We start from the raw sequence: 22,270 nt of genomic DNA, 5'->3' as shown, positions 1-22,270 counted from the left end.
CTCGAATCCCGACCCTCGACCCTCTCATGTCCTCCCCCCGCATCTTCATCGACGCCGACGCCTGCCCGGTGAAGGACGAGGTCTATCGGGTGGCCGAGCGCTACGGGCTGAAGGTGTTCGTGGTCTCCAACGGCTGGATCAACACCCGCCGCGATCCGTGGATCGAGCAGGTGGTGGTCGACGCCGGGCCGGACATCGCCGACGACTGGATCGCCGAGCGGGCGGGCAAGGGCGACATCGTCATCACCCAGGACATCCCCCTGGCCGACCGCTGCCTCCAGGCTGGGGCGCAGGCGATCAAGTCCAACGGCACGCCCTTCACCCCGGACTCCATCGGCTCGGCCCTCGCCGGGCGGATGGTGGGCGAGCACATGCGCTCCATGGGGCTGCAGACCTCCGGCCCGCCGCCCTTCGGTCCGAAGGACCGCTCCAACTTCCTGCAGGCCTTGGACAAGGCGGTGGTCGTCGCCAGGCGGGCGCTGGCATGACCGTCATCCCCGAGGACGAGCTGGAGTTCCGCTTCTTCCGCGCGGGCGGACCCGGCGGCCAGAACGTCAACAAGGTCTCGACCAGCGTCCAGCTGCGCTTCGACGCCCGAAACTCGCCGTCCCTGACCGATCCGGTGCGTGAACGCCTGCTCAAGCTGGCGGGCAGCCGGGCGACCCTGAACGGCGAAATCCTGATCACCGCCGTCCGTTTCCGGACCCAGGAGCGCAATCGGGCCGACGCCATAGGCCGCCTGCAGGAGCTGGTCGATCAGGCCTCGATCAAGCCGGTCTTTCGCGTGCCGACCAGACCCACCCGCGCCTCGAAGGAGCGGCGGCTGGACGGCAAGGCCAAGCGGTCGACGATCAAGAGCGGGCGGGGCAAGCCCCGCCTGACCGATTGAGCTTCAACGCCGCCGGTTCGCCGCCGCCTGCGCCGGGGTCACCGGCAGGGTGGCGAGCGTCAGCTTGCCGTCGCGGTCCGTGTCCAGGGACCAGAACCAGCGCTGCGTCGCCTGCGCCCATTCGTCGGTGGTGACCCGCTGGTCGATGTTGACGTCCGCCGACTTCACCGGCTGGGGCAGGTTGAAGAAGCCCGCGTCGGCCACCGCGCCGTAGCCGACCGGGCCGCCGCCGCCGCGTCCCCGGCCCAGATGGCTGCCCGGACGGGTCTGCTGGGGCGCGACGCCCAGGGTCGAGGTGTCGGCCAGCGGGATGTCCTCCCCGCCGCCCGCCGGACCGGGCACATTGATGGTGGGGAAGCCGTCGCGTCCACGCGGGCCGTCGGGGCCCCGGCGGCCCATGCCCATCCCGCCGAAGCGGCGCAGGCTCTCCTCGTAGGCGGCCAGCTCGATCTGGTTCAGGCGACCGTCGCGATCGGTGTCCAGCACAGCGAAATAGCGCTGGCCGTCCCGGGTGAACTCTTCCAGCGTCACCGCCCCGTCGCCGTCATGGTCGGCGCCCGTGAACCAGGCCGTCGAGCCGTAGGGTTGGCCGGGCTCCGCCAGGAAGGGCTCGCCGAACGGACTGATGAACAGCGACGGCCGCGGCGCTTCCGGAGGGCCGAAGGGACCGCCCGGTCCGCCGGGTCCGCCCGGGCCCCCTGGGCCTCCCGCGCACCCGGCCAGAACGGCGGCCAGGGACAGGACAAGCGGGGTCGTGCTCACGTTGAACGCAGGCATGGGGCGGGCTCCGGAAGGGCGGGGGAGGGATTATTCGGCGGGGCGGAACAGCAGGGCGGCGACCTTGTCGCCCTCGAAGCCGATCACCCATTGGGTCGTCGCATTGGCGAAGGTGATCACGAACAGGTCGGCGCCGTTCTGGCTGCCCACGAAGTCCACGGCCTGCACGGCGCCGAAGCCGCGGATCACCGGGGCCAGCTGGGCCTCCTGGCGACGCACACGCTCGGCCAGGCCGTCGGTCATCAGGGAATAGTCGATCGAGCCCGCCTGCGCGCCCGCGATTATGGTGCGCAGCGTATCCTCGGACTGCGGATTCGCGGGGGTGGTGACGACCGGAACGGCGGGCGCGGCCGGGGCGGCGGCGGCCGGACGAGCGGGGTTGTCGAAGCTGTTGGGCAGGGCGCCCGCGGCCACCTGGGCCTGGGCGGACAGCGGGGCGGCGATCAGGGCCAGGCCGATCACGGCGGCCGGAGCGAGGAACTTCATACAGGCGTCTCCCGGGGACGGTTCAGACGATGGAAGGCCAAAGCGACAGAACAAGGGCGGCCGCGGAGGCGCATATTGCAACGGTGACACAAACGATGACCCAGACCGGCGTCCGGGCCTCGCGCACGATAACGGTCTGCGCCTGCGGCGGGTTCTGCGCCAGCTTCGCCAGCGCCTTCAGGGTCGCCCGCAGCTCGTCCAGCGCGTCGCGGATCTGGGCCTGGGGCCCCAGTTCGCGCCGGATCCAGCGCTCGACCACCGGCTGGGCGGCGGCCCACAGGTCATGGTCGGGGTTCAGGCGGCGCGCCACCCCCTCGACCGACACCATGGTCTTCTGCAGCAGGATCAGCTCGGGCCGCAGGTGCATGTCGAACAGGTCGGTGATCTCGAACAGCTGGCCCAGCAGACGGCCCATCGACACCTGTGAGGCCTGCTTGCCGATGACCGGCTCGCCGACCGCGCGCAGGGCCTGGGCGAAGGCCTCGACCGAATGTTCCTTCGGCACATAGCCGGCCTCGAAATGGACCCGGGCGATGCGGTCATAGTCGCGGCTGATGAAGCCCCACAGGATCTCGGCCAGATAGCGCCGCTCGGCCGGTCCCAGCCGTCCGACGATGCCGAAGTCGATCGCCGTCAGCTCGGCGGGCGCGTGGCAGAACAGATTGCCCTCGTGCAGGTCCGCGTGGAACGCCCCGTGGTCCAGCGCCTGCGACAGGAACGAGCGCACCACGTTGTCGGCCAGGGCGTTCACGTCCAGTCCCGGCTGCAGGATGGCGTTCGGATCGGTCAGCGGCAGGCCGGTCGCCCACTCCAGCGTCAGCACCCGCTTGCCGACCCCGTCCCAGATCACCGCCGGGGCGTCCATATGGCCGGTGACGCCCTGGGCGTCGGGCTTGGCCATGATCTCCTTCAGCTCGGAGGCGGCGGCGGCTTCCAGCCGCATGTCCAGCTCCAGCGTCAGGGCGCGGGCGATGGTCTCCACGAAGGCTGACGGCTCCAGCCGCCGCGCGACCGGCACGCATTTCACCGCCATCCGGGCGGCGAGACGCATCGAGTCCAGTCCGTGCGCCACCCGGCGCTCCACGCCGGGCCGGAGAATCTTCACCGCCACCTTGCGGCCGTCCGCCAGCCGGGCCGGGTGCGCCTGGGCCAGCGAGGCGGCGGCGACGGCCGGACCGAACTCGGTGAACAGGGCCTCGACCGGACGGCCCAGCGACCGCTCGACCTCCCGCCGCGCCTGATCCAGCGGGAAGGGCGGCAGGGCGTCCTTCAGGCGGCCCAGATCGCGGGCGAACTCGACGCCGAAGATGTCGGCGCGGGTGGCCAGCACCTGTCCCAGCTTGATGGCGACCGGCCCCAGATGCTCGAACGCCTTGCCCAGCCGCTGGCCCGGTCGGCCCTCGCGGCCTTCCCGGCCGGCGAACAGGTGCAGCAGATGCGCGATCCAGCGCGCCCAGACGGGCAACAGGGGCGTGATTTCGCGCGGCGCCAGGGCGTCGTGGCGGATCAGCACGCCCAGCCAGCCCAGCAGGCGCAGGGACGCCCCAACGGGGTCGCGCACCGGCACGGCGGCCGGGGGCGGAGGCGGCGTGGCCGGATCGATCTTCAAGCTCAGATCGCCCACCCGTGGTGGATGGCGGCGACCCCGCCCGACAGGTTGGTCACGGTGACGCGGCTGAAGCCGGCCTCCTCGATCATCCGCTTGAAGGTCGGCTGGTCCGGGAATCGGCGGATGCTCTCGACCAGGTACTGGTAGCTGTCGCGATCCTTGGCCACCCATTCGCCGATGCGCGGGATGGCGTGGAAGGACCAGGCGTCATAGGCCTTGCGGATGGCGCCGGAGGTCGGGCGCGAGAACTCCAGGCACAGGAAGCGGCCGCCGGGCTTCAGCACCCGGCGCGCCTCGCGCAGGGCCTGCGGCACGTCGGCGACATTGCGGATGCCGAAGCTGATCGAATAGGCGTCGACCGAGGCGTCGGGCAGGGGCAGGGCCATCGCGTCGCCGACGGTCCAGCTCATCTCCGGCTCGCCGCCCTTGTGGACGCCCGCCATGATCATCTCGGCGTTGTAGTCCAGCACGATGACCTTCGCGTCATCGCCGCCCATGCGTAGCTGGGCCGCGCGCGCCATCTTCGAATAGCGACGCGACATGTCGCCGGTGCCGCCCGCGACATCCAGGATGGTCTCGCCCGGACGCGGGTTCAGCTTGGCCGCCGCCGCATCCTTCCAGAGCCGGTGCACGCCCGCGCTCATCAGGTCGTTCATCAGGTCATAGTTCGACGCCACGCTGTCGAACACGCCGCGCACCATGCGCACCTTTTCCTTCGCGTCCACGTCGCGGAAGCCGAAGGAGGACGTCTTGCCAGACGGATTGGGGGAGGCGTCGGTCATGCTCACGCTCTACCGCTTCGCCGGGGCCGCGTCATCCGTCTGTGTGGCCGCAGTCGCCGCCGCTCAGTGACCGTGGTTCGGACGCGGCACACCGAGGTCCTTCATCACCGACGATATCAGGGCGTAGCAACCGCACGAGGCCTTCTCCAGGCCGGGGCGGTCCAGCACCTCGATCCAGCCGCGACCGCGACGGATCAGGCCCTTGCCCTCGATCTCGGAGCCGACTTCCGACACCGTGGCGCGCCGCACGCCCAGCATGCCGGCGATGTCGGACTGGGTCAGCCGGACCCGGTCGCCGTCGGCGCGGTCATGCAGGGTCAGCAGCCAGCGGGCCATGCGTTCGTCCAGACGGTGCTGGGCGTTGCAGGCGGCGGTCTGCTGGACCTGGGCGAAAAGGCTTTCGGTGAAGCGGGACAGGGCCTCGCGCATGGCCTCGCTGCGGCTCAGGGCGTCCGAGAACACGTCCGCCGGGCAGCAGGCGGCAGAGCCATCCAGCTGGGCGATGGCGCGGCTCGACGCGCGGGCGTTCAGCGGCCCGCAGGTCACGCCGACCAGACCTTCCCGGCCGATGGCGGCGGTCTCGACCATGTGATCTTCCGACAGCACGGTCATCAGCGAAACGACCCCGTTCAGGGGGAACCACACCTCGTCCAGCGCTTCGCCGGCGTCGTACAGCATCTGCCCCTGGGCGAACGGGCGTTCGTTCAGGTGGGGCTCGATCCGTTTGCGGTCCGCGGCGGGAAGGGCGCTGATCCACAGATTGTCCATGACGTCCTCCTCTGTCGAATGGCGACGCTCGGTAACGCCCAAGCTTCGTCCTGCGTTCCTGCACCGGTCGCTTGTGGCCGGGCCAAGGGCGGGTTACGCCGGAAAAAACGGAGGGAACGATGCCGGAACAGATTGACGTCGCGGAAGCCCTGAAGGGCCTGCCGCTCTGGCGGAAGGCGGACGATGCGCGGCCGTCCATCGCCCGGTCCCTGACCTTCGCCGACTTCAACGCCGCCTTCGGCTTCATGACCCGCGTCGCCCTGCTGGCGGAGAAGGTCGATCACCATCCGGAATGGTCGAACGTCTACAACCGGGTCGAGGTGCTGCTGACCACCCATGACGCGGGCGGGGTGACGAAACGGGACACGGACATGGCGCGCTTCATCGACGAGGCGGCCGCTGCGATGGGAGCGAAGTGATGGCCGGACGGGTTGCGAACAAGACGGTCCTGATCACCGGGGCCGCCGGCGGTCTGGGCACGGCCATGGCCCACATGCTGGCGCGCGAGGGGGCGAAGGTCGCCGTCACCGACGTCAATCTGGAGGGCGTGCAGGCGCTCGCCGACGCCATCAACACCGACCATCCCGGCAGCGCCTTCGCTTTCCGGCAGGATGTGACGTCCGAGGACCAGTGGATCTCGGTCATCGACGCCGCCGTCTCGGCGATGGGCGGCCTGTCGGTGCTGGTGAACAACGCGGGCATCGGCGGTCCGCTCAGCTTCGTCGAGCAGGACACCGTCGAGAACTGGCAGCGCCAGTACGAGATCAACCTGCGTTCCATCATGCTGGGGACCAAGCACGCCATGGCGCATCTGCGCGCCGCCGCCCCGGCCTCGATCGTCAACATCTCCTCGGTGGCCGGCCTCGCCGCCGCCCCGGGCATGGGCGCCTACAACGCCACCAAGGCGGGCGTCTGGATGTACTCCAAGACCATCGCGCTCGAGGCGGCCAAGATGGACTGGAACGTGCGCTGCAACTCGGTGCATCCGGTCTTCATCAAGACCCCGATCCTCGACCCCTTCATCGCCATGGCGGGCGGGGACGAGGACAAGGCGCACGAGCGGCTGGCCCGCGGCATCCCGCTGAAGCGGATCGGCGAACCGGATGACGTGGCCTACGCCGTCCTCTACCTGGCCTCGGACGAATCCAAATTCATCACCGGGACCGAGTTCGTCATCGACGGCGGCATGCTGGCCCAATAGTCGCCGGTCAGTCGACCGCGATCACCTCGACCGACTGACCCGCGACGACAGCCTCGTCCCCGACCCGCTTGCCGACGAGGGCGCGGGCCAGCGGCGAGACGTGGCTGACCGAGCCCTTCGCCGGGTCGGCCTCGTCCTCGCCGGTGATCCGCCAGGTCTGGGTGCGGCCGTCCTCGCGTTCAATGGTGACCGAGCCGCCGAAGCGCACGCGGCCGTCGGCCCCGGTCTCGACCAACTGGGCCGAGGCCCGCCGCGCCGACCAGTAGCGCAGGTCCCGCGCCGCCCGGGCCATCGGGGTGCGGTCCGTCTCGATCGAGCCCGCCGCCTGCGCCGCCGCATAGGCCGCCCGCGCCTCGGCCAGCGCGGCCTCGATCAACGCCAGCCCCTCCGGGGTGACGAGGTTGGGGTGCGGGGAGATCGGACGGTCGGGAAGATCGGCGGCCGTGGCCTCCAGGTCTTCCTCACGGGTGAAGGCGACGCTCATGGGTTACCAGCTATGTGAAAAAGGCCGTGGTCGGAAGACCACGGCCCTTTTTGTCTCACGAGAGGTGAGGGTCGTCAGACCCGTCGCCCTCGTCCGGTGATGAAGCTCACCACCAGCAGGATCAGGAAAACGACGAACAGCACATAGGCGATGTTCATCGAGATGCCCGCCACACCACCGGCGCCGAGGGCGCCGGCGACGAGGGCGAGCACCAGAAAGATAAGGGCCCAGCGAAGCATGAGCGGTTCCTTCCAGAGCGATTGTTCAACAGGGGGCGGCTCGTCGCCGCACCTGTCAGACCAACCGTCGGGAAGCGAAGCGGTTCCCGCTCAGCGGCGGCGACGTCCGGTGTGCGACTTCTCGGTGAAGGCCGCCGCCACGAGACTGGCAAGCGCCGGATTTCGCAGGAAAATCCAGCCGCCGGCCAGGGCCGCGGCCGTGCCCAGGATCGGACGTTCACGGAACAGCATGAAGGCCCGCTCGCCGAGGCCGGCGGGCTCTTCCTCCTCCTCGTCGTCCTCGCCTTCAGAGCGCAGGAAGACCAGGGCCACGATGGCCGCGACCAGGGCGAACAGCAGGAAGGTGATCGCCGCGGCGGCGAACCCCGGCATGACCATCGCCAGACCGTAGAAGATCGCCACCCCCAGGAAGAGGATGGCGACCAGCGCCGCCCCGGCCGCCACGGCGGCCGCGACGGCTTTCTTCACCAGACCCCTGGCCAGCCCCCCGCCGAACATCAGCGGCGGCGACCGGCGAGCAGCAGGCCGAGCACGACGCCGACGCCGAGCGCGATGGCGGTCGACTGGATCGGACGCTCCTGGACCCGTTCGGTCAGGTAGCGCTGGGCTTCGTCGAAGCGTTCCGACGCGTCGTCATAGTACTCGCGACCCTTCACCCGGGCCTCGTCGTAATAGCCGCGGGCGCGTTCGCGCAGCACGCCGGCCTGCTCGCGCAGACGGGCTTCGGTCTCGGCGGCCTTGGCGCGCAGGCGGGCGTCGGCGGCCGACGCCTTCTCGCGCAGGGCGGCTTTTTCTTCCGAGCCGAGGACCTTCAGGTCGTCCTTCAGCGTGTTCAGATCGTTCTTAACGGCGGCCCGGGCCGCCTTGGTCGTCGCCATGATGCGCGCTCCGTTTGGTCAAGCTTGACGGTTAGATAGAGAACCCTGAGCCGGAACGCCACTCTGACGTCGCGGTTCCCGCGGTGCAGCATTGAGAAGGGGGCGGGTTCTAGGTTCTAGGGGTAAGGGAGAGCGTGCGGCTGTGCGCAGGACCCGCGGTGCGCTACTCCCCTGAAACCTGACCCCTAGAACCCAGAACCTCACATGCCCTGGCTCTTCCCCCCCGCCCCGACTCCGTCCCTGCCGATCAGCGACAGCGACGCCCGCTTCCCGGTGCGCCGTATCCTCTGCGTGGGCCAGAACTACGCCGCCCATGCGCGCGAGATGGGGCACGATCGGGCCGAGCCCTTCTTCTTCACCAAGCCCGCCGACGCGGTGGTCACGGACGGCGCCGACCCGGTCTATCCGACGGTCACGCAGAACCTGCATCATGAGGTCGAACTGGTCTGCGCCGTCGGACCCGAGGGCGTCATCGGCTGGGCGGTCGGCTGCGACCTGACCCGCCGCGATCTTCAGGCCGAGGCCAAGAAGGCCGGACGGCCGTGGGACGCCTCCAAGGGGTTCGACCAGTCGGCGCCCTGCGCGGCCATCCGCCCCGGCGCCCTGCCCGACCCCGCCGCCCCCATCGAACTGCGCGTCAACGGCGAGGTCCGCCAGACCGGCCGGCTGGACGACATGATCTGGAGCCCCGACGAAATCCTCGCCAAGGCCCGCGAGCTCTGGGACGTGCAGGCGGGCGACCTGATCTTCACCGGCACGCCCGAGGGCGTTGGTCCGCTGGTCCCCGGCGATGTGGTCGAGGCGACCATCGGCGGCCTGCCGTCGCTCCGCTTCACGGTGGCCGCGCGATGATCCTGCACGGCTACTGGCGCTCGGGCGCCGCGTATCGCACCCGCATCGCCCTGGAACTCAAGGGGCTATCCTATGAGCAGCAGGGTCACGACCTGCGCACAGGCGCCCAGAAGGACCCGGCCTATGTCGCGCTGAACCCGCAGGGCATGGTCCCGGCGCTCGAGGTTGACGGCGCCGTCCTGACCCAGAGCCCGGCCATCCTCGAATGGCTGGAGGAGACGCATCCGGCCCCCGCCCTGCTGCCGTCCGACGCCATCGGCCGCGCCCACGTCCGGGCCATGGCCGCCCTGATCGGCTGCGACATCCATCCGCTGAACAACCTGCGTGTCGGCAAGGCCCTGCGCGAGGGCTTCGGCGCCGATCAGGCCGCCGTCGACGCCTGGGCCGCCCGCTGGATCTTGCCCGGCTTCGAGGCGCTCGAAGCCCTCGTCGCCCGCCACGGCGCCGGCTGGAGCTACGGCGACGCCCCGACCCTGGCCGACTGCTACCTGATCCCGCAGATCTATTCGGCGGGCCGCTTCAACGTCCCGCTGGACGCCTTCCCACGCCTGCTGGCCATCGACGAGGCGGCGCGGGCGCACCCGGCTTTCGTCGCCGCGAATCCGGACAACCAGCCGGACGCGGGGTGATACGCTATGCGCAGTCTTTCGGAACTGGTGGAGCAGCGCGAGCCGGCGCTCCCTCTCCTGCAAGGCTGGATTGAAGACCCCGCAGGCAACAGCGCGGCGCTGCTTCCACCAGACGAAGCCTTGCGGGCAGACACCCTGTTGGCTCTGCAGGTCACAACACGCTCCATGCTCGGCGCTATGGCCTATGAGACGGGCGGGGTCTCGGTCGCCGACGGTCTTCTGCGGCTTCTGGGTTCAGGCAGCGGCCGGTCGCTTCTTCGAACCGCCGAGGCGGTCGGTCGCCCGCTCGATGGGCAGTATCCCGATGTCCTCGTCGTGGCCGACGATGTTCTTGGCGGCCTGTTCGCGCTCAACGGCGGACGATTTGGCGCCGCTGGGCAAGGAGAGGTGTTCCATCTCGCCGCCGACGATACGGTCTGGGTCCCGCTCGGCGTTGGTCATACAGACTTTGTGTCTTGGTGCCTGACCGGCGACTTGGCCCAGCTCTACGGACCGTTGGCGGACCTGCCTGAGTATACGGCGTTGCCGCGACCGGCCTTCGACGAGACCTTTTCCTTCTACCCCTTCCTGTGGACGCGGGAAGCGAAGTCGGGTCGACCGAGCGTGCGCATCGTGGATGCCGAGGAAAGCCTGAGGCAACGCCTCGACGTCTGTGGTTTCGGCGTCGGCTGAGGATCGGCAGTCGGGCTGGAGATCGCCCTCACCCCATGAACCGGTCCACCGCCGCCACGAACCGGGTCGGCTGGTCGATCATCACCATATGCTCCGCGCCCTCGATCCGTTCGAACACCGCCGGGCTGGGCAGGCGGGCGTAGGCGTTGCGGAACAGGCCGTCGGCGTGGCCGCGGGGCGAGTTGCGGTCGGAGCTCCAGCCATACACCACGGTCACCGGGGCGGTGATCCGGGGCAGGCGGGGGCGCAGGTCGATGGTCATCACCTCGTACAGGGACTGGGCCAGCACCTGCCGGTCGCCGCCCTGCCAGCCGATGCCGCTGAACAGGCTGTCGGTCGCCCCGCCCAGTTCCAGCCCGACCGAGCGGCCCTGGGCCTGCAGCGCCTCGTCCCCGAGGAACTGGATCGCCTGATAGGCCACCTGGGCGATCGGCTGGACGTCGCGCACCGTCGCCTGCGGGCTGATCAGGGCCGCGAAGAAGGGCGAGGAATCCACAGTCATCAGCCGTCCCACCGCCCACGGCCAGTCCGACGCCACCCGCAGCCCGATCTGGCCGCCCATCGAATGGCCGATGATGGCGGGCCGGTTCAGCCGGCTTTCGGTGATGTAGCGCAGCACCTCTCCGGCCACGGCGCCTAGGACCGCCCCGTCGGCGTTGGCCTGCGCCGGCAGGTCGCCGAAGCCCCGCACCGAAACCAGATGCAGCCGGTATTTCCCGGCCAGCCGGTCGGCGGTCGAACGCCAGATGGCGGCGGTCGAGGCCAGGCCGGGGATCAGGATCAGGTCCGGTCCGCGCCCGCGGGTCTCCACGGTGATCCGGCGCGAGGCGAAGGCCGCCCGCGCCTGGGCGCGTGAGGCCGTCACGGCGCCCGCCGTCGCCGCCGTCAGTCCGATCAGGAAATCGCGCCTAGCCTGCATGCCCCCGTTCTCCCGGCCGATTGCGGCGCCATGATGAAGGGCGCGGGATCGCTGTCTGAGACACAGAAGGACGCAGCGGTGCGGTGAAGTGATTAGTGGCTAGTGGCTAGTGGATGGCGGCGTCGCCGGTTGCGGAAGGGCGGCGCAGACCGCGCGGCCGCAGGCTGCCAGCCAGCCACTAACCACTAGCCACTTCCCATCCGCCAGCCGACGGAGCGGCCCAGAATCGGAAAGGCCCGGAGCGGCGAGCCGTCCGGGCCTTCTCTTTCGTGTGCCGTTACCGCCCGATCAGGTCCGGGCGGGACGCAGGCCCCCGGCCATGGTCGGTTGCTGGGTGCGGCGTTCGCCCCCGGCGGCGATGATCCGGTCGATCCGTGCCTTCTCGGCGCGGAAGGCGGCCAGGTCGGAGCCCGAAAGGACGGTGCCCTCGGTGGTGCGGACGCCGGCCGGATTGATCCGCTGGCCGCCGCGCCAGATTTCGTAGTGCAGGTGCGGACCGGTCGAGGCTCCGGTCGAACCGACGTAGGCGACCACCTGGCCCTGACGCACGCGCTGGCCGGCGCGGATGCCCGAGGCGTAACGCGACAGGTGGCCGTAGCCGGTCTCCAGACCGTTCGGGTGACGGATGCGGAGCCAGTTGCCGTAACCGCCCCAGCGGCGGGCCTCGACCACAACCCCGTCGGCGGGGGCGACGACGGGCGTGCCCATGCCGGCGGCGAAGTCGATGCCCTGGTGCATCTTGCGGAACCCCGCGATCGGGTGACGGCGGAAGCCGAACGACGACGAGATGCGGAAGCCCCGCTCCAGCGGCGTGCGCATGAAGGCCGAGCGGGTGTTCTTGCCGGTGGCGTCGAAATACTGGGCTTCACGGGCCCCGGCGGGCTTGAAGCGATAGAAGGTGACGCCCTTCAGGCGGGCGTACAGCAGTTCGCCCGAGCCGATGGTGCGGCCGTTCTCGGTGACCGTGCGGTCGAAGACGTAGGTGAACTCGTCGTCCGACTTGATGTCCCGGTCCATGTCGAACTTGTGCGAGAACAGACGGCCGGCGGTGCGGGCGATCCCGGCGGGCGCGCCCTCGCGACGGGCGGTGCGCGACAGCGAGCCCTCGACCTTGCCGTTCAGGACGACGGTCTCGTGGGTCACCTTCTCTTCCAGCGCGCGCAGGCGCAGGGCGCCGTCGAAGCTGCGCGACACGGTGACCTGGCTGGCCGGACCGGTGCGCATCGTCAGGCCGATCAGGCGGGCGTCGCCCCGGCCGCCGCGCGGCTTGGAAATGGCGGTTTCGAACTTCTGGCCGGCCGGCATGGAGCTGACGTCCATGGCGTTCGACAGGGTGGCGGCGACGGCCGAGGCTTCCTCGGCGGCGATGCCCGTGCGGCGAACGGCTTCCTCGAAGGTCTCGCCCCGACGGATCTGGACCGGAATGGCCTCCGGGGCGGTCATGCCGGCCGGGGCGCCGCCCGCGGCGAAGGCCTGGGCCTCCAGCATGGCGATCTGGCTGGCGGTGAGGGGGGGAGCCTCTTCCGCCTTCACGGGTTGGTATACGCGTCCGGCAAGCAGCGCCACCGAGACCGCAGCCACCGCCGTCAGGGCGTGAGGCGCGATGCGCATCGGTTGGCGACGTGGATCGAACTGAGCCATCGAACCCCGACAAACGACGACGCCGGCCCGGCGCCAAAGCCACTGAAAGCAAGGATCACGCCGGACCGCCCCCCACAGGAACCGCCCGACGCGAGACGCGCCATATAGCCCGTCCGTCCCATCATGGGAAGCCAGATCGTTACAGGGCGTTAACCGCGGCCGTACTCGCCGGTAAAGCCTGCGTGAGGAGCCAGATCATCTGAGATGAGCTCAACAGTATTCGCAACTGAACTGTACTCTATTGGGAGTGCGGCGCGGGCGGTCGTTGCGACCGACTCTCGTTTCACTCAAAGTTGCCGATACGCCACTATCCTGTGTCGCTTGCGCCACGTGCATTCTGCTCAACCGGGGCGTTGTTTTGCTCATCTCTCTTCCCGCCCGGCCGTCTGTGCCGCTAAAGGACGAAGGGCATGAGCGATACGGCTTCCCCCGCCCCCGGAACCCCCCGTCCGGACAAACGCCGCGCCCGTCCGGTGATCCGCCGCCTCCTCGGCGTCGCCGGGATCGTGCTGTGCGTGCTTCTGGTTCTGGCCGCCCTGGCCTGGCTGAACCGCCGCGCCGTCACCCGTCAGGTGCTGGTCGGCTGGCTTGAACGCGAGGGCGTCCCGGCCGACGTCGATATCGAAAAGGTCGAGCTGGACGGGGTCGTCGCCCGCGTCCGCATCGGCGATCCGCGGAACCCGGACGTGACCGTCGAACGCGTCGAGGTCGATTATGCGCTGGGGACGCCCTGGTCGCGTCAGGGACTGGGCGTGACGCCGAGCCGCATCCGCCTGCTGCGCCCGGTGGCCCGGGTCAGCCTGCGCGGCGGCAAGGTGTCCTTCGGCTCGCTGGACCCCCTCATCGAGAAGTTCACCGGCCGTCCGCCGGGACCGGACAGCCGCGCTCCGCTGGTGCTGGTCGAGAACGCCCGGGTCCGGCTGATGACCGACTACGGCCCCGCCGATGTGCTGGGCGACGCCCGCGTCGAGGACGGCAAGCTGATGCGTCTGGCCGCCCGCATGCCGGCGACGGCCCTGCGCAGCGGCGACCGCATCGACGCCCGGGGTCTGGCGGCCACCGTCGACCTGACCACGACCGGCGACCGGGTGGCCCTGCGCGCCACCGCCTCGGCCGCCTCGGCCCGTCTGCCGGGCGTGGGCGGGGAGGGCGCGCGTCTGACCCTGACCGGCGACCTGCCCTATCCGGACCTGAAGACCCGTCGCGGCGACGGACAGGCCCGTCTGGATGTGACCCTCAACGCGGACCGGCTGGCGGCCGGCGACAGCGGGGCCGGCGAGGTCGCGGCCGCCCTGTCCTTCGTCGGCCAGACCTCCGGCTGGATCGAGACCTTCCGAATCGACGGCCGCACCACCGCCGACGTCCGGGCCGGGCGGCTGGAGGGCGCCGTCGGCGGACAGGGCGCGCGCCTGCGCCTGACCGACGCCGCCACGGTTCTGGACCGCAACGGCGAGGGGATCGGCTGGCGGATCGAGGGTCCCGCCGAGGCGACCGCAAGCCGGATCGAGACCGGAAGCCTCGCGGGGTCCGGCGTCCGCCTGACCTCCGGCCGTCTGATCGCGGGCGGACGCGGGGCGGCCATGGAGGCGCAGGGGCCGGTGGCCCTGACCGCGGACCGGCTGGCCATGGACGACCTGTCCCTGTCCGGCGCGCGCGGCTCGGCCCGGTTCGAAATGGTCGCCGACGGCGCCCTGCGGGTGGACGTCTCCGGCGGCCTGCGCGCGGCGCGGGGCGCCTGGCCCCTGTTCGGTGCCCCGACCCGGGACGACATCCCGGAACTGGCGGAGATGAAGCGGGCCCTGTCCGCCTTCTCGGTCGACGTCCCCGCCTTCACCGTGTCGGCGGGCGGGTCCGGAACCCGGGTGACCCTGGATCGTCCGGCGACCCTTACCCCCGCCAACGGCGGGGTGCTGACCCTGCGTCCCGGCGCGGGGCCGATCTTCAGCGCCGCCCGGGGCGAGCGCGGCGGCGGCGCCCTGTCCCTGACCGCCACGCGAGGCCGGGGCCTGCCCGAGGCCGCGTTCGACATCCCGCGCTGGTCGCTGACCGACGGCGGGTTCACCGCCACCCTGGACGGCCGCGCCGCCCTGGACTTCGGCCTGGCGCGCGGCATCGCCCTGCAGACCCGGGGCGAGCTGGCCTCGGCCGGCGGCCGGGTGACCTATGTCGCCGCCGGCTGTATCCCCCTGACTGTCGAACGGCTCGAGCTGGACGAAAGCGACGTCACCGACATCTCGGGCCGCTTCTGCCCCGCGGGCCGGCCGCTGTTCGAGGTGCGCGACGGAGGCTGGCGCGCCGACGGGGCCCTGTCGGGCGTCAGCGCCTCCGCTCCCTTCCTCGCCCTGCATTTCCGCGACGCCGAAGGCAGCCTCGCGGCCACCGGCGGCCCGCGCGGCGTCGGCCTTCAGGCCCGGGTCAGCCGCGCCACCGTGGTCGACGCCACCGATCCGGCCCGCTTCAACCCGATGACCGCCGTCGGGTCGGCCGGGCTGGCGAACGACCGCTGGACCGGCGCCTTCGACCTGCGGAACGGCGGCACCACCCTCGGCCGCCTCACCCTGGCGCACGACGGCCGGGCCGGCATGGGCGGTCTGACCATCGACGCCCCGTCTATCGTCTTCGCCGAGGGCGGGCTTCAGCCCTCGGCGCTCAGTCCGATGGTGGAAGGCCTCGTCGGCTCGCCGGCCACGGGTTCGGTCAGCTTCAACGGCCGCATCGACTGGCGCGCCGACGCCGAGGGGACCAGCTCGGGCCGCCTGACCATCCCGGGCCTGGACTTCACCAGCCCGGCCGGTCCGGTGAAGGGCCTGCGCGGCGTGATCGATTTCACCAGCCTGGCCCCGCTGGAGGCCGCCCCGGGCCAGACCCTGCACGCCGATGTGGTCGAGGCGGTCGCCCCGCTGACCGACGTCGATCTGGTCTTCGGCCTCGACAAGGCCGCCCTCACCGTCGAGGGCGCGGACCTCAGCATCGCCGGCGGGATCATCCGGGTCGAGCCCCTGTCCATCCCGCTGGACGTCAAGCAGGGCTTCACCGGCGTGATCGTGGTCGAGTCCGTCCAGCTGGGTCAGGTGATCACCGACTCCGGCTTCGGCGACAAGGTCAGCCTGGACGCCGTGGTCTCGGGCCGCCTGCCGTTCAGCTGGAACCCGACCGACGGCGTCCGCATCGTCGGCGGCAGCCTCGAGGCCGACCAGCCGGGCCGCCTGTCGATCCCCCGCACGGCGCTCGCCGGTCTGGAGGCCGAGGGCGGCGGCGAGGAGCTTCCGCCCAACACCGTTGAGGACCTGGCCTACCAGGCCATGGAGAACCTGGCCTTCGACATCCTGTCCGCCCAGGTGAACAGTCTGGATGAAGGCCGGCTGGGCGTCCTGTTCCGCATTCGCGGCCGCCACGACCCGCCCCAACGGCAGGAGCTGCGCATTCCGGTGGTCGAGTTCATCACGCGCGAGTTCCTGAACCGCGAACTGCCCCTGCCGTCCGACACCGGCATCGACCTGACGCTGGACGCCTCGCTGAACCTCAACCAGCTGATCAGCGACCTGATGGCGCTGGATCGCGCGCGCAACGGTCGTCCGGATCAACCGTCACCGGACGAAACGACGCCTTGATCAGGCCGCCTTCGCCGTTCAGAACCCGTTCACCCTCGTTCGCGTTAAGTCGCCGAGGATCAATCGGAGAGTCCTCATGACCCGGACGAAGACGCGCAGAACCGTCGCCCTGCTCGGCCTGGCCGCCGTAGCTGTCGGTGCGGGCGCCTGCACGCCCACCGTCCGCCTGCAGGTCGATCCGATCCAGATCAACGCCAGACTCGACGCGGACATCCGCGTCCGCCTCGACCGGGAGCTTCAGAACCTCCTGGCCGAAAACCCGAACCTGTTCTGATGCGCCTGCGTACCGAGAAAGGGTCCCGTCCGATGTCCTTCCGCAAAGTCTTCGTCATGGTCGCCGCCGTCGCGGCCCTCGGCGTCGCCGCGGGCGCGGCCTTCGCCCAGACCGCCCAGCAGAAGGCCCTGATCGATGCGGCCAAGGCCGAGGGCGTGGTCGGCGAACAGTCCGACGGCTACGTCGGCTTCCGCGTCCCGTCGTCGGACGCCGCCCTGACCGCCGCGGTCCGCGCCACCAACGCCGGCCGCCGCACCCTCTACGCCCAGTCGGCCGCCGAAGCCGGCGGCGGCGCCACCGAGGCCGACGCCGGGGTCCGCATGTTCGAGACCCAGCTCCTTCCGCGCGTCAGCTCGGGCCAGTGGTACCGCAACGCCCAGGGCCAGTGGGTCCGTCGCTGATCTGACGGCCTGATCCTCCCTCCCCCGCCGGGCGGAGGGAGAAGGGCCTTGAGCCCGAACGGTGCGCGGGCGATACGGTCGCCATGACCGAAACAGCCCCGCCGTCCTCGATTACCTACGCCGGCTATCTGGCGCTCGACGACCTGCTCGCCGCCCAGCATCCGCTGTCCGACCAGCACGACGAGATGCTGTTCGTCATCATCCACCAGACCAAGGAACTGTGGCTCAAGCAGATCCTGCACGAGGTGGCCCTGGCCCAGGCCCTCGTCCGCGCGGGCGATCTGGTGCCCGCCTACAAGTCGCTGGCCCGGGTCAGCCGCATCCAGACCGTCATGACCCTCAGCTGGGATATCCTGGCCACCATGACGCCCGCCGACTATCTGCGCTTCCGCGGTGTGCTCGGCTCGTCCTCGGGCTTCCAGAGCGACCAGTTCCGCCGCTTCGAGTCGATGCTGGGGCTGAAGGACGACCGCTTCCTTCGCTTCCACGAGGAGCGGCCCGAGGCCCATGCCGCCCTCAAGGCCGCCATCGACGCCCCCAGCCTCTATGACGACGCCCTGTCCCAGCTGGCCGTCGCCGGCTTGCCGGTGCCCGTCGCGGTCCTGAATCGCGACGTGTCAAAGCCCTATGAGCCGTCGGAAGCGGTCGAGGCGGCCTGGCTGGAGGTCTATCGGGACACCGAGCGCTGGTGGCCCTTCTACCAGTTGGCGGAGAAGCTGGTCGATCTGGACGACGCCCTGCTGACCTGGCGGCACAAGCATGTCGTGACCGTCGAGCGCATCATCGGCCGCCGTCGCGGCACCGGCGGCACCGACGGCGTCGGCTACCTGACCGAGACCCTCCAGCGGCGCTGCTTCCCGGAGCTCTGGTCCCTGCGCACGAAGCTTTGATCGGCCCCCGACGGCGGCCTGACATTCCCGTGTAAACCGCCGGCGCGGGCAACCTTCGCCGCAGGCGAACGCTTTACAGGTCTCTCCCCGGAGGACCCGCCATGAGCAACGCCAATCGCCACGACATCCAGGTCCTGAACGGCCTGATCCGCACCGTGATCGACAGCGCTGACGGCTATCATGACGCCGTCGACAGCACCGACGATCCGGGCCACCGCGACCTGTTCGCCCGCCGCGAGGCGGAGCGGCGCGTGATCGCCGAGGACCTGTCGTCCAACGTCCGCGGACTGGGCGGGGAGCCCGACACGGACGGCTCCTTCCTGGCCAAGGCCCAGCGCGCCTTCACCGACGTCAAACACGCCCTGCTGCGGGATGAGCTGACCGTCGTCGGCGCGGTCGAGGGCGCCGATGATCATGTGAAGGGCCAGTTCGAGAAGGCCCTGCAGGATTCCCACATCTCGGCCACGACGCGCGAAACCATCCGCCGCGCCTTCGACCGGGTGCGTGGGGGGCAGGACCTGACCGGCCTGCGGCACAGTCTGGAGGGTCAGCGCGACGCCTCCAGTCCGCTGTTCCCGCAGTAGGAAGTCTTAGCGGCCCTCGGTCGTCGACCGGTTCAGGGCCACGAATTCCTCGACCGTGTTGACCTTCGGCCCGTCCAGCGATGCGCCGTCACAGACGAAGGCGCGGGTCGCCTCGTTCGGGCTGCCGGGGTTCACCGCTTCCCATTCCGCCACCTCTTCCGGCAGGCGCGCGATCACGCTGCCGTCGACGGCCCAGGCGGTGACGGCGACCGTGCGCGACTCCTTCGCCGCGCAACGGAATTGATAGTCGAGGTCCATCCGCGCGATGCCCGACATCTGGTCGACCATGTCCGGGCCGATCAGCATGACCAGGGTGGCGCTGCCGATCTCGCCCTCGCGGCGAACGCTGGGCAGGGACACGGCCCCGCTCATTTCAGGGCTCAGCCCGACCACCTGGAACGGGCCGGCCGGAAGCGGGACGTCCTGGGCGGCGACCGGGGTCGAGGCCAGCAGGGCGGCGGCGATCAGAAGGGTGCGGGGCATCCGGGTCACTGCTCGGTCAGCCATTGACGGTAGAAGGCGGCGATCTGGTCGACGGTTTCGGCCCCGGTGGGAACGGGCGGTTCACCGCCGCAGACATAGGTCAGCATGGTTTCGTTCGGCGTGTCGGGGTTGATGGCTTCCCACGGCGTGTTCTCGGCGAAGGATTCCAGCAGCGAGCCGTCCGCGCGGTAGGCGGCCACCCCGGTCGAGCGGCTCTGGCGGGTGCTGCAGTTGAACTCGTCGACCGAGTCCAGCCGGGCGATCGGGTTCGTGCCGTTCATCCCCGCCGAGCTCAGCCCGATGACCGTGATCCGCGCGATGTCACCCGAACGGGTCAGGGTGCCGCCGGCGACGGAGACCATGTAATTCTCGTTGCCGTCCACCGGATAGATCGGCGCCGTCACCGGCGGCGGCGCCATCGGGCGGACATCCTGCGCCAGCGCAGGGCTTGAGACGGCCGCGACGGCGGCGGCGGCGAGGATCAGCAGGCGCATTGTTCGGTCTCCCCCGGAACAGGCCCTCAAGGTGCCTTGCCGCGCGAGTTCCGGCAATCATTAAACCGCTGATCGTCCTGACGATTCCTGTCCGCCGTGGCCGAAACGCCGCCGGACTGGCCGTCGCCGGTCTGTGACGGCCATGAAAAAGGCCCCGGCGTTTCCACCGGGGCCTTCGTCATTTCAGCGACCTGAGGCGGCTTACGCTTCGGTCTCGGCGGCTTCCGCCTTGCCGGTTTCCGGCACGGCCACCTTCGGCGCGCGGACGGTTTGCTTCTCGGCGATACGGGCCGACTTACCGCGACGGTCGCGCAGGTAGTACAGCTTGGCGCGACGCACGACGCCGCGACGCTTCACCTCGATCGACTCGATCATCGGCGACAGGATCGGGAAGACGCGCTCGACGCCCTCGCCGAAGGAAATCTTACGGACGGTGAAGTTCTCGTTCACGCCGCCGCCGGCGCGGGCGATGCAGACGCCTTCGAAGGCCTGAACGCGCTCGCGCTCGCCTTCCTTGATCTTCACGTTGACGCGCAGGGTGTCGCCCGGCTGGAAGTCGGGGATCGCGCGGGTTTCGATCAGACGGGCCTTCTCTTCGGCCGCCAGGGTCTGAAGGATGTTCATTCTGTTCTCCTCGGGCTTTTGCGCCCTTTAGCTGTGAATTGGCGGAGCGGGCTCCGCGTTAGTCGTCCTTCGCGGTGTGGGCGGCCCAAAGGTCGGGTCGCCGTTCCCGCGTCGTGATCTCCCGCTGCTCCTGACGCCACTGCGCGACCTTTTTATGGTCGCCGGACAACAGGACCTCCGGGATCTCCTGCCCCTCGAACGTCCGCGGTCGCGTGTACTGCGGATATTCCAGAAGCCCGTCCTCGAAACTCTCGGACGACAGGCTTTCCGCCGCGCCGAGCACTCCGGGGATCAGTCTTACGCACGCCTCGATCGCGACCATCGCCGCCGCCTCGCCACCGGCGAGAACCGCGTCTCCGACCGAGACCTCCTCGAACCCGCGCGCGTCCAGCACGCGCTGATCCACCCCCTCGAACCGGCCGCAAAGGACGACGATGCCGTCCGCCTTGGCCCATTCCTTCACCCGCGCCTGGGTCAGGGGCCGACCCCGGGCGCTCATGTACAAAAGCGGCCGTTTCGGTCCCGAAAGGCTATCCACCGCCCGGGCCACAACGTCCGCTTTAAGCACGGCTCCTGACCCGCCACCCGCGGGGGTGTCGTCCAGGAAGCCGCGCCTATCGTCGGAGAACGCCCGAATGTCAAGCGTTTCAAGGCTCCAGAAGCCCTTCTCGCGCCACGCCGTCCCGATCAGCGACACGCCGAGCGGCCCCGGAAACGCTTCCGGGAACATGGTCAGGACAGTGGCGGTGAACATAGGGGTCGAGGGGCGAGGGGCGAGGGTCGAGAGGGGCCATTAGGCGAATGAGAGCGTCAGCGCCACTCTTCCTCGACCCTCGCCCCTCGAATCTCGACCCTAGGCCGCCTGCCCTGCCGCCCAGCCCGACGACCAGGCCCACTGGAAATTGTACCCGCCCAGCCAGCCGGTGACGTCCGCCGCCTCGCCGATGACGAACAGGCCGGGGATCGCCTTGGCCTCCATCGTCTGCTGGTCCAGCTGGTCGGTGGCGACGCCGCCCAAGGTCACCTCGGCGGTGCGATAGCCCTCCGACCCCACCGGCTTCACCGTCCAGCCGTTCACCGCCTCGTCCAGACGGCGCAGGACCTTGTCGCCGACCTCGGCCAGCTTGCCCTTCACCCCCTCGCGCTCGCAGACACTCTCGGCCAGGCGGCGCGGGACGATGTGGCCCAGCGCCGTGTGCACCATCTGCTTGCCGTTCTCTTCCTTGGCGGCCTTCAGCAAGGCGTAGACGTCCACGTCCGGCGCCATCCGCGCCGTGATCGCCTCGCCCTCGCGCCAGTAAGAGCTGATCTGCAGGATCGACGGCCCTGACAGGCCCCGGTGGGTGAACAGCAGGCCCTCGGCGAACCGGGTCTCGCCCGTCGGCCGTCCCGGCGCCCCGCCGTCCGCGGGCACGCGATGGCTGACCACCGCCTCCACCGACAGCCCGGCCAGCGGCGCCAGCTTCTCCAGCAGCCCCGGCTCGAACGTCAGCGGCACCAGCGCCGGCCGGGTGTCCGTCACCCTCAGCCCGAACTGCCGCGCCGTCTCATAGGCCCAGCCGGTGGCCCCCATCTTGGGGATCGACTTGCCGCCGGTGGCCAGCACCAGCGATGACGCCCGCACCACGCTCCCGTCCGACAGCGCCGCCTCGAAGCCGCCGTCCACGCGGCTGATCCGGTCTACCGCCGTCCCCATCGACAGGGTCGCGCCCGCCTCGCGCATGCCGTCCGTCAGCATGCGGACGATCTGTTTGGCGCTGTCGTCGCAGAACAGCTGACCCAGCGTCTTTTCGTGCCAGGCGATGCCCGCCCGGTCGACCCGCTTGATGAAGTCCTGTTGCGTGAACCGCTTCAGCGCCGAGGTCGCGAAGCGCGGGTTCTCGCCCAGGAAGTTCGCCGGGCCGGTCCCCAGGTTGGTGAAGTTGCAGCGCCCGCCGCCCGAGATGCGGATCTTCTCGCCGGGGTTCCGCGCATGGTCCACCACCCGCACCGAGCGGCCGCGCCGCCCGGCCTCGATAGCGCACATCATTCCGGCGGCGCCCGCGCCGACGATCAGGACGTCGAGTGTCTTCATTGGGTCGCC

28 protein-coding genes are annotated in these 22,270 nt (G+C 70.3%); 12 read left to right on the top strand and 16 right to left on the bottom strand.

The annotated features are described in order from the left end of the window. The first annotated feature begins 26 nt into the window (after positions 1-26). Positions 27-488, top strand: coding sequence for a YaiI/YqxD family protein (locus VGE03_RS07035; protein ID WP_331045763.1), 462 nt, complete (start codon positions 27-29; stop codon positions 486-488). Beyond that, positions 485-889 carry an alternative ribosome rescue aminoacyl-tRNA hydrolase ArfB gene (gene arfB, locus VGE03_RS07030; RefSeq protein WP_331045762.1) on the top strand — a complete coding sequence of 135 codons (405 nt, stop codon included), beginning with the start codon at positions 485-487 and terminating at the stop codon, positions 887-889. The genes VGE03_RS07035 and arfB overlap by 4 nt, the downstream gene beginning before the upstream one ends. Positions 890-892: 3 nt before the next feature. On the opposite strand, the gene VGE03_RS07025 is transcribed toward arfB, so the two are convergent. From VGE03_RS07025 to VGE03_RS07005, 5 genes are all read right to left on the bottom strand, one after another. Then, positions 893-1,666: a hypothetical protein gene (locus VGE03_RS07025; protein ID WP_331045761.1), complete on the bottom strand. Its 774-nt coding sequence runs from the start codon at positions 1,664-1,666 to the stop codon at positions 893-895. 30 nt (positions 1,667-1,696) lie between these two features. After that, positions 1,697-2,152, bottom strand: a complete 456-nt coding sequence (locus VGE03_RS07020) for a hypothetical protein (protein WP_331045760.1) — start codon at positions 2,150-2,152, stop codon at positions 1,697-1,699. 22 nt (positions 2,153-2,174) lie between these two features. Next, positions 2,175-3,776: a 2-polyprenylphenol 6-hydroxylase gene (gene ubiB / locus VGE03_RS07015; RefSeq protein ID WP_414644904.1), complete on the bottom strand. Its 1,602-nt coding sequence runs from the start codon at positions 3,774-3,776 to the stop codon at positions 2,175-2,177. Further along, on the bottom strand, positions 3,764-4,543 hold the full coding sequence (locus VGE03_RS07010; protein ID WP_331045759.1) for a class I SAM-dependent methyltransferase: 780 nt from the start codon (positions 4,541-4,543) through the stop codon (positions 3,764-3,766). The genes ubiB and VGE03_RS07010 overlap by 13 nt, the downstream gene beginning before the upstream one ends. A 63-nt stretch (positions 4,544-4,606) precedes the next feature. Continuing rightward, positions 4,607-5,311 carry a Crp/Fnr family transcriptional regulator gene (locus VGE03_RS07005; RefSeq protein WP_331045758.1) on the bottom strand — a complete coding sequence of 235 codons (705 nt, stop codon included), beginning with the start codon at positions 5,309-5,311 and terminating at the stop codon, positions 4,607-4,609. 119 nt (positions 5,312-5,430) lie between these two features. On the opposite strand from VGE03_RS07005, the gene VGE03_RS07000 reads away from it, so the two are divergent. Continuing rightward, positions 5,431-5,730 (top strand): 4a-hydroxytetrahydrobiopterin dehydratase, encoded by a 300-nt coding sequence (locus tag VGE03_RS07000; RefSeq protein WP_331045757.1) that lies wholly within the window; start codon positions 5,431-5,433, stop codon positions 5,728-5,730. Further along, positions 5,730-6,512 (top strand): SDR family oxidoreductase, encoded by a 783-nt coding sequence (locus tag VGE03_RS06995; protein ID WP_331045756.1) that lies wholly within the window; start codon positions 5,730-5,732, stop codon positions 6,510-6,512. Before VGE03_RS07000 ends, VGE03_RS06995 begins: the two co-directional genes overlap by 1 nt. A gap of 7 nt (positions 6,513-6,519) precedes the next feature. Here VGE03_RS06995 and greA read toward each other — a convergent pair whose 3' ends face one another. The 4 genes from greA to VGE03_RS06975 form a co-directional block, all read right to left on the bottom strand. Further along, positions 6,520-6,996, bottom strand: coding sequence for a transcription elongation factor GreA (gene greA / locus VGE03_RS06990; protein WP_331045755.1), 477 nt, complete (start codon positions 6,994-6,996; stop codon positions 6,520-6,522). A 74-nt stretch (positions 6,997-7,070) separates the two neighbouring features. Further along, positions 7,071-7,235 carry a DUF1328 family protein gene (locus VGE03_RS06985; RefSeq protein WP_331045754.1) on the bottom strand — a complete coding sequence of 55 codons (165 nt, stop codon included), beginning with the start codon at positions 7,233-7,235 and terminating at the stop codon, positions 7,071-7,073. 90 nt (positions 7,236-7,325) lie between these two features. Continuing rightward, positions 7,326-7,703 (bottom strand): hypothetical protein, encoded by a 378-nt coding sequence (locus tag VGE03_RS06980; protein ID WP_331045753.1) that lies wholly within the window; start codon positions 7,701-7,703, stop codon positions 7,326-7,328. Positions 7,704-7,732: 29 nt separating this feature from the next. Further along, complete coding sequence (locus VGE03_RS06975) at positions 7,733-8,113, bottom strand: glycine zipper domain-containing protein (RefSeq protein ID WP_331045752.1); 381 nt, start codon at positions 8,111-8,113, stop codon at positions 7,733-7,735. A gap of 204 nt (positions 8,114-8,317) precedes the next feature. Between VGE03_RS06975 and VGE03_RS06970 the strand changes: the two genes are divergently transcribed. The 3 genes from VGE03_RS06970 to VGE03_RS06960 are packed head-to-tail and all read left to right on the top strand — an operon-like array spanning position 8,318 to position 10,266. Further along, positions 8,318-8,965: a fumarylacetoacetate hydrolase family protein gene (locus VGE03_RS06970; RefSeq protein WP_331045751.1), complete on the top strand. Its 648-nt coding sequence runs from the start codon at positions 8,318-8,320 to the stop codon at positions 8,963-8,965. After that, positions 8,962-9,594 carry a maleylacetoacetate isomerase gene (gene maiA / locus VGE03_RS06965; RefSeq protein ID WP_331045750.1) on the top strand — a complete coding sequence of 211 codons (633 nt, stop codon included), beginning with the start codon at positions 8,962-8,964 and terminating at the stop codon, positions 9,592-9,594. Before VGE03_RS06970 ends, maiA begins: the two co-directional genes overlap by 4 nt. Positions 9,595-9,600: 6 nt before the next feature. Further along, positions 9,601-10,266 (top strand): DUF2625 family protein, encoded by a 666-nt coding sequence (locus VGE03_RS06960; RefSeq protein ID WP_331045749.1) that lies wholly within the window; start codon positions 9,601-9,603, stop codon positions 10,264-10,266. A 28-nt stretch (positions 10,267-10,294) separates the two neighbouring features. Here the strand turns inward: VGE03_RS06960 and VGE03_RS06955 are convergent, their stop codons facing one another. Further along, positions 10,295-11,185, bottom strand: coding sequence for an alpha/beta hydrolase (locus VGE03_RS06955; protein ID WP_331045748.1), 891 nt, complete (start codon positions 11,183-11,185; stop codon positions 10,295-10,297). Positions 11,186-11,473: 288 nt separating this feature from the next. Next, the gene (locus VGE03_RS06950; RefSeq protein WP_331045747.1) at positions 11,474-12,796 is read right to left on the bottom strand and encodes a M23 family metallopeptidase; all 1,323 of its coding nucleotides are present in this window, start codon (positions 12,794-12,796) and stop codon (positions 11,474-11,476) included. Between the two features lie 440 nt (positions 12,797-13,236). Between VGE03_RS06950 and VGE03_RS06945 the strand changes: the two genes are divergently transcribed. The 5 genes from VGE03_RS06945 to VGE03_RS06925 all read left to right on the top strand — a co-directional run bounded on the left by VGE03_RS06945 (position 13,237) and on the right by VGE03_RS06925 (position 18,586). Then, the gene (locus tag VGE03_RS06945; RefSeq protein WP_331045746.1) at positions 13,237-16,437 is read left to right on the top strand and encodes an intermembrane phospholipid transport protein YdbH family protein; all 3,201 of its coding nucleotides are present in this window, start codon (positions 13,237-13,239) and stop codon (positions 16,435-16,437) included. A 76-nt stretch (positions 16,438-16,513) separates the two neighbouring features. After that, positions 16,514-16,711: a YnbE family lipoprotein gene (locus VGE03_RS06940; protein WP_331045745.1), complete on the top strand. Its 198-nt coding sequence runs from the start codon at positions 16,514-16,516 to the stop codon at positions 16,709-16,711. Between the two features lie 32 nt (positions 16,712-16,743). Further along, positions 16,744-17,112: a YdbL family protein gene (locus VGE03_RS06935; protein ID WP_331045744.1), complete on the top strand. Its 369-nt coding sequence runs from the start codon at positions 16,744-16,746 to the stop codon at positions 17,110-17,112. A gap of 83 nt (positions 17,113-17,195) precedes the next feature. Continuing rightward, a complete protein-coding gene (locus VGE03_RS06930) occupies positions 17,196-18,002 on the top strand; it encodes a tryptophan 2,3-dioxygenase (protein WP_331045743.1) in 807 nt (268 codons plus the stop codon). A gap of 101 nt (positions 18,003-18,103) precedes the next feature. Continuing rightward, on the top strand, positions 18,104-18,586 hold the full coding sequence (locus VGE03_RS06925; RefSeq protein WP_331045742.1) for a PA2169 family four-helix-bundle protein: 483 nt from the start codon (positions 18,104-18,106) through the stop codon (positions 18,584-18,586). A 6-nt stretch (positions 18,587-18,592) separates the two neighbouring features. Here the strand turns inward: VGE03_RS06925 and VGE03_RS06920 are convergent, their stop codons facing one another. The 5 genes from VGE03_RS06920 to VGE03_RS06900 form a co-directional block, all read right to left on the bottom strand. After that, positions 18,593-19,069 carry a surface-adhesin E family protein gene (locus VGE03_RS06920; protein WP_331045741.1) on the bottom strand — a complete coding sequence of 159 codons (477 nt, stop codon included), beginning with the start codon at positions 19,067-19,069 and terminating at the stop codon, positions 18,593-18,595. A 5-nt stretch (positions 19,070-19,074) separates the two neighbouring features. Then, on the bottom strand, positions 19,075-19,563 hold the full coding sequence (locus tag VGE03_RS06915) for a surface-adhesin E family protein (RefSeq protein WP_331045740.1): 489 nt from the start codon (positions 19,561-19,563) through the stop codon (positions 19,075-19,077). Between the two features lie 201 nt (positions 19,564-19,764). After that, the gene (gene rplS / locus VGE03_RS06910; RefSeq protein ID WP_331045739.1) at positions 19,765-20,187 is read right to left on the bottom strand and encodes a 50S ribosomal protein L19; all 423 of its coding nucleotides are present in this window, start codon (positions 20,185-20,187) and stop codon (positions 19,765-19,767) included. Positions 20,188-20,245: 58 nt separating this feature from the next. Further along, complete coding sequence (gene trmD, locus VGE03_RS06905) at positions 20,246-20,941, bottom strand: tRNA (guanosine(37)-N1)-methyltransferase TrmD (protein ID WP_331045738.1); 696 nt, start codon at positions 20,939-20,941, stop codon at positions 20,246-20,248. A 99-nt stretch (positions 20,942-21,040) separates the two neighbouring features. Further along, complete coding sequence (locus VGE03_RS06900) at positions 21,041-22,261, bottom strand: NAD(P)/FAD-dependent oxidoreductase (RefSeq protein ID WP_331045737.1); 1,221 nt, start codon at positions 22,259-22,261, stop codon at positions 21,041-21,043. Between the last annotated feature and the right edge of the window lie 9 nt (positions 22,262-22,270).

Origin of the sequence: Brevundimonas sp., assembly GCF_036400995.1 — a bacterium.
Taxonomy (GTDB): domain Bacteria; phylum Pseudomonadota; class Alphaproteobacteria; order Caulobacterales; family Caulobacteraceae; genus Brevundimonas.
This window is presented reverse-complemented; position numbering and strand designations above follow the sequence as displayed.

Bases quoted from the DNA above. Each gene is read 5' to 3' on its own strand.
- VGE03_RS07035 (WP_331045763.1), top strand. From the start codon at position 27: ATGTCCTCCCCCCGCATCTTCATCGACGCCGACGCCTGCCCGGTGAAG.
- arfB (WP_331045762.1), top strand. From the start codon at position 485: ATGACCGTCATCCCCGAGGACGAGCTGGAGTTCCGCTTCTTCCGCGCG.
- VGE03_RS07025 (WP_331045761.1), bottom strand. From the start codon at position 1,666: ATGCCTGCGTTCAACGTGAGCACGACCCCGCTTGTCCTGTCCCTGGCC.
- VGE03_RS07020 (WP_331045760.1), bottom strand. From the start codon at position 2,152: ATGAAGTTCCTCGCTCCGGCCGCCGTGATCGGCCTGGCCCTGATCGCC.
- VGE03_RS07010 (WP_331045759.1), bottom strand. From the start codon at position 4,543: ATGACCGACGCCTCCCCCAATCCGTCTGGCAAGACGTCCTCCTTCGGC.
- VGE03_RS07005 (WP_331045758.1), bottom strand. From the start codon at position 5,311: ATGGACAATCTGTGGATCAGCGCCCTTCCCGCCGCGGACCGCAAACGG.
- VGE03_RS07000 (WP_331045757.1), top strand. From the start codon at position 5,431: ATGCCGGAACAGATTGACGTCGCGGAAGCCCTGAAGGGCCTGCCGCTC.
- VGE03_RS06995 (WP_331045756.1), top strand. From the start codon at position 5,730: ATGGCCGGACGGGTTGCGAACAAGACGGTCCTGATCACCGGGGCCGCC.
- greA (WP_331045755.1), bottom strand. From the start codon at position 6,996: ATGAGCGTCGCCTTCACCCGTGAGGAAGACCTGGAGGCCACGGCCGCC.
- VGE03_RS06985 (WP_331045754.1), bottom strand. From the start codon at position 7,235: ATGCTTCGCTGGGCCCTTATCTTTCTGGTGCTCGCCCTCGTCGCCGGC.
- VGE03_RS06975 (WP_331045752.1), bottom strand. From the start codon at position 8,113: ATGGCGACGACCAAGGCGGCCCGGGCCGCCGTTAAGAACGATCTGAAC.
- VGE03_RS06970 (WP_331045751.1), top strand. From the start codon at position 8,318: ATGCCCTGGCTCTTCCCCCCCGCCCCGACTCCGTCCCTGCCGATCAGC.
- maiA (WP_331045750.1), top strand. From the start codon at position 8,962: ATGATCCTGCACGGCTACTGGCGCTCGGGCGCCGCGTATCGCACCCGC.
- VGE03_RS06960 (WP_331045749.1), top strand. From the start codon at position 9,601: ATGCGCAGTCTTTCGGAACTGGTGGAGCAGCGCGAGCCGGCGCTCCCT.
- VGE03_RS06955 (WP_331045748.1), bottom strand. From the start codon at position 11,185: ATGCAGGCTAGGCGCGATTTCCTGATCGGACTGACGGCGGCGACGGCG.
- VGE03_RS06950 (WP_331045747.1), bottom strand. From the start codon at position 12,796: ATGCGCATCGCGCCTCACGCCCTGACGGCGGTGGCTGCGGTCTCGGTG.
- VGE03_RS06945 (WP_331045746.1), top strand. From the start codon at position 13,237: ATGAGCGATACGGCTTCCCCCGCCCCCGGAACCCCCCGTCCGGACAAA.
- VGE03_RS06940 (WP_331045745.1), top strand. From the start codon at position 16,514: ATGACCCGGACGAAGACGCGCAGAACCGTCGCCCTGCTCGGCCTGGCC.
- VGE03_RS06935 (WP_331045744.1), top strand. From the start codon at position 16,744: ATGTCCTTCCGCAAAGTCTTCGTCATGGTCGCCGCCGTCGCGGCCCTC.
- VGE03_RS06930 (WP_331045743.1), top strand. From the start codon at position 17,196: ATGACCGAAACAGCCCCGCCGTCCTCGATTACCTACGCCGGCTATCTG.
- VGE03_RS06925 (WP_331045742.1), top strand. From the start codon at position 18,104: ATGAGCAACGCCAATCGCCACGACATCCAGGTCCTGAACGGCCTGATC.
- VGE03_RS06920 (WP_331045741.1), bottom strand. From the start codon at position 19,069: ATGCCCCGCACCCTTCTGATCGCCGCCGCCCTGCTGGCCTCGACCCCG.
- VGE03_RS06915 (WP_331045740.1), bottom strand. From the start codon at position 19,563: ATGCGCCTGCTGATCCTCGCCGCCGCCGCCGTCGCGGCCGTCTCAAGC.
- rplS (WP_331045739.1), bottom strand. From the start codon at position 20,187: ATGAACATCCTTCAGACCCTGGCGGCCGAAGAGAAGGCCCGTCTGATC.
- trmD (WP_331045738.1), bottom strand. From the start codon at position 20,941: ATGTTCACCGCCACTGTCCTGACCATGTTCCCGGAAGCGTTTCCGGGG.
- VGE03_RS06900 (WP_331045737.1), bottom strand. From the start codon at position 22,261: ATGAAGACACTCGACGTCCTGATCGTCGGCGCGGGCGCCGCCGGAATG.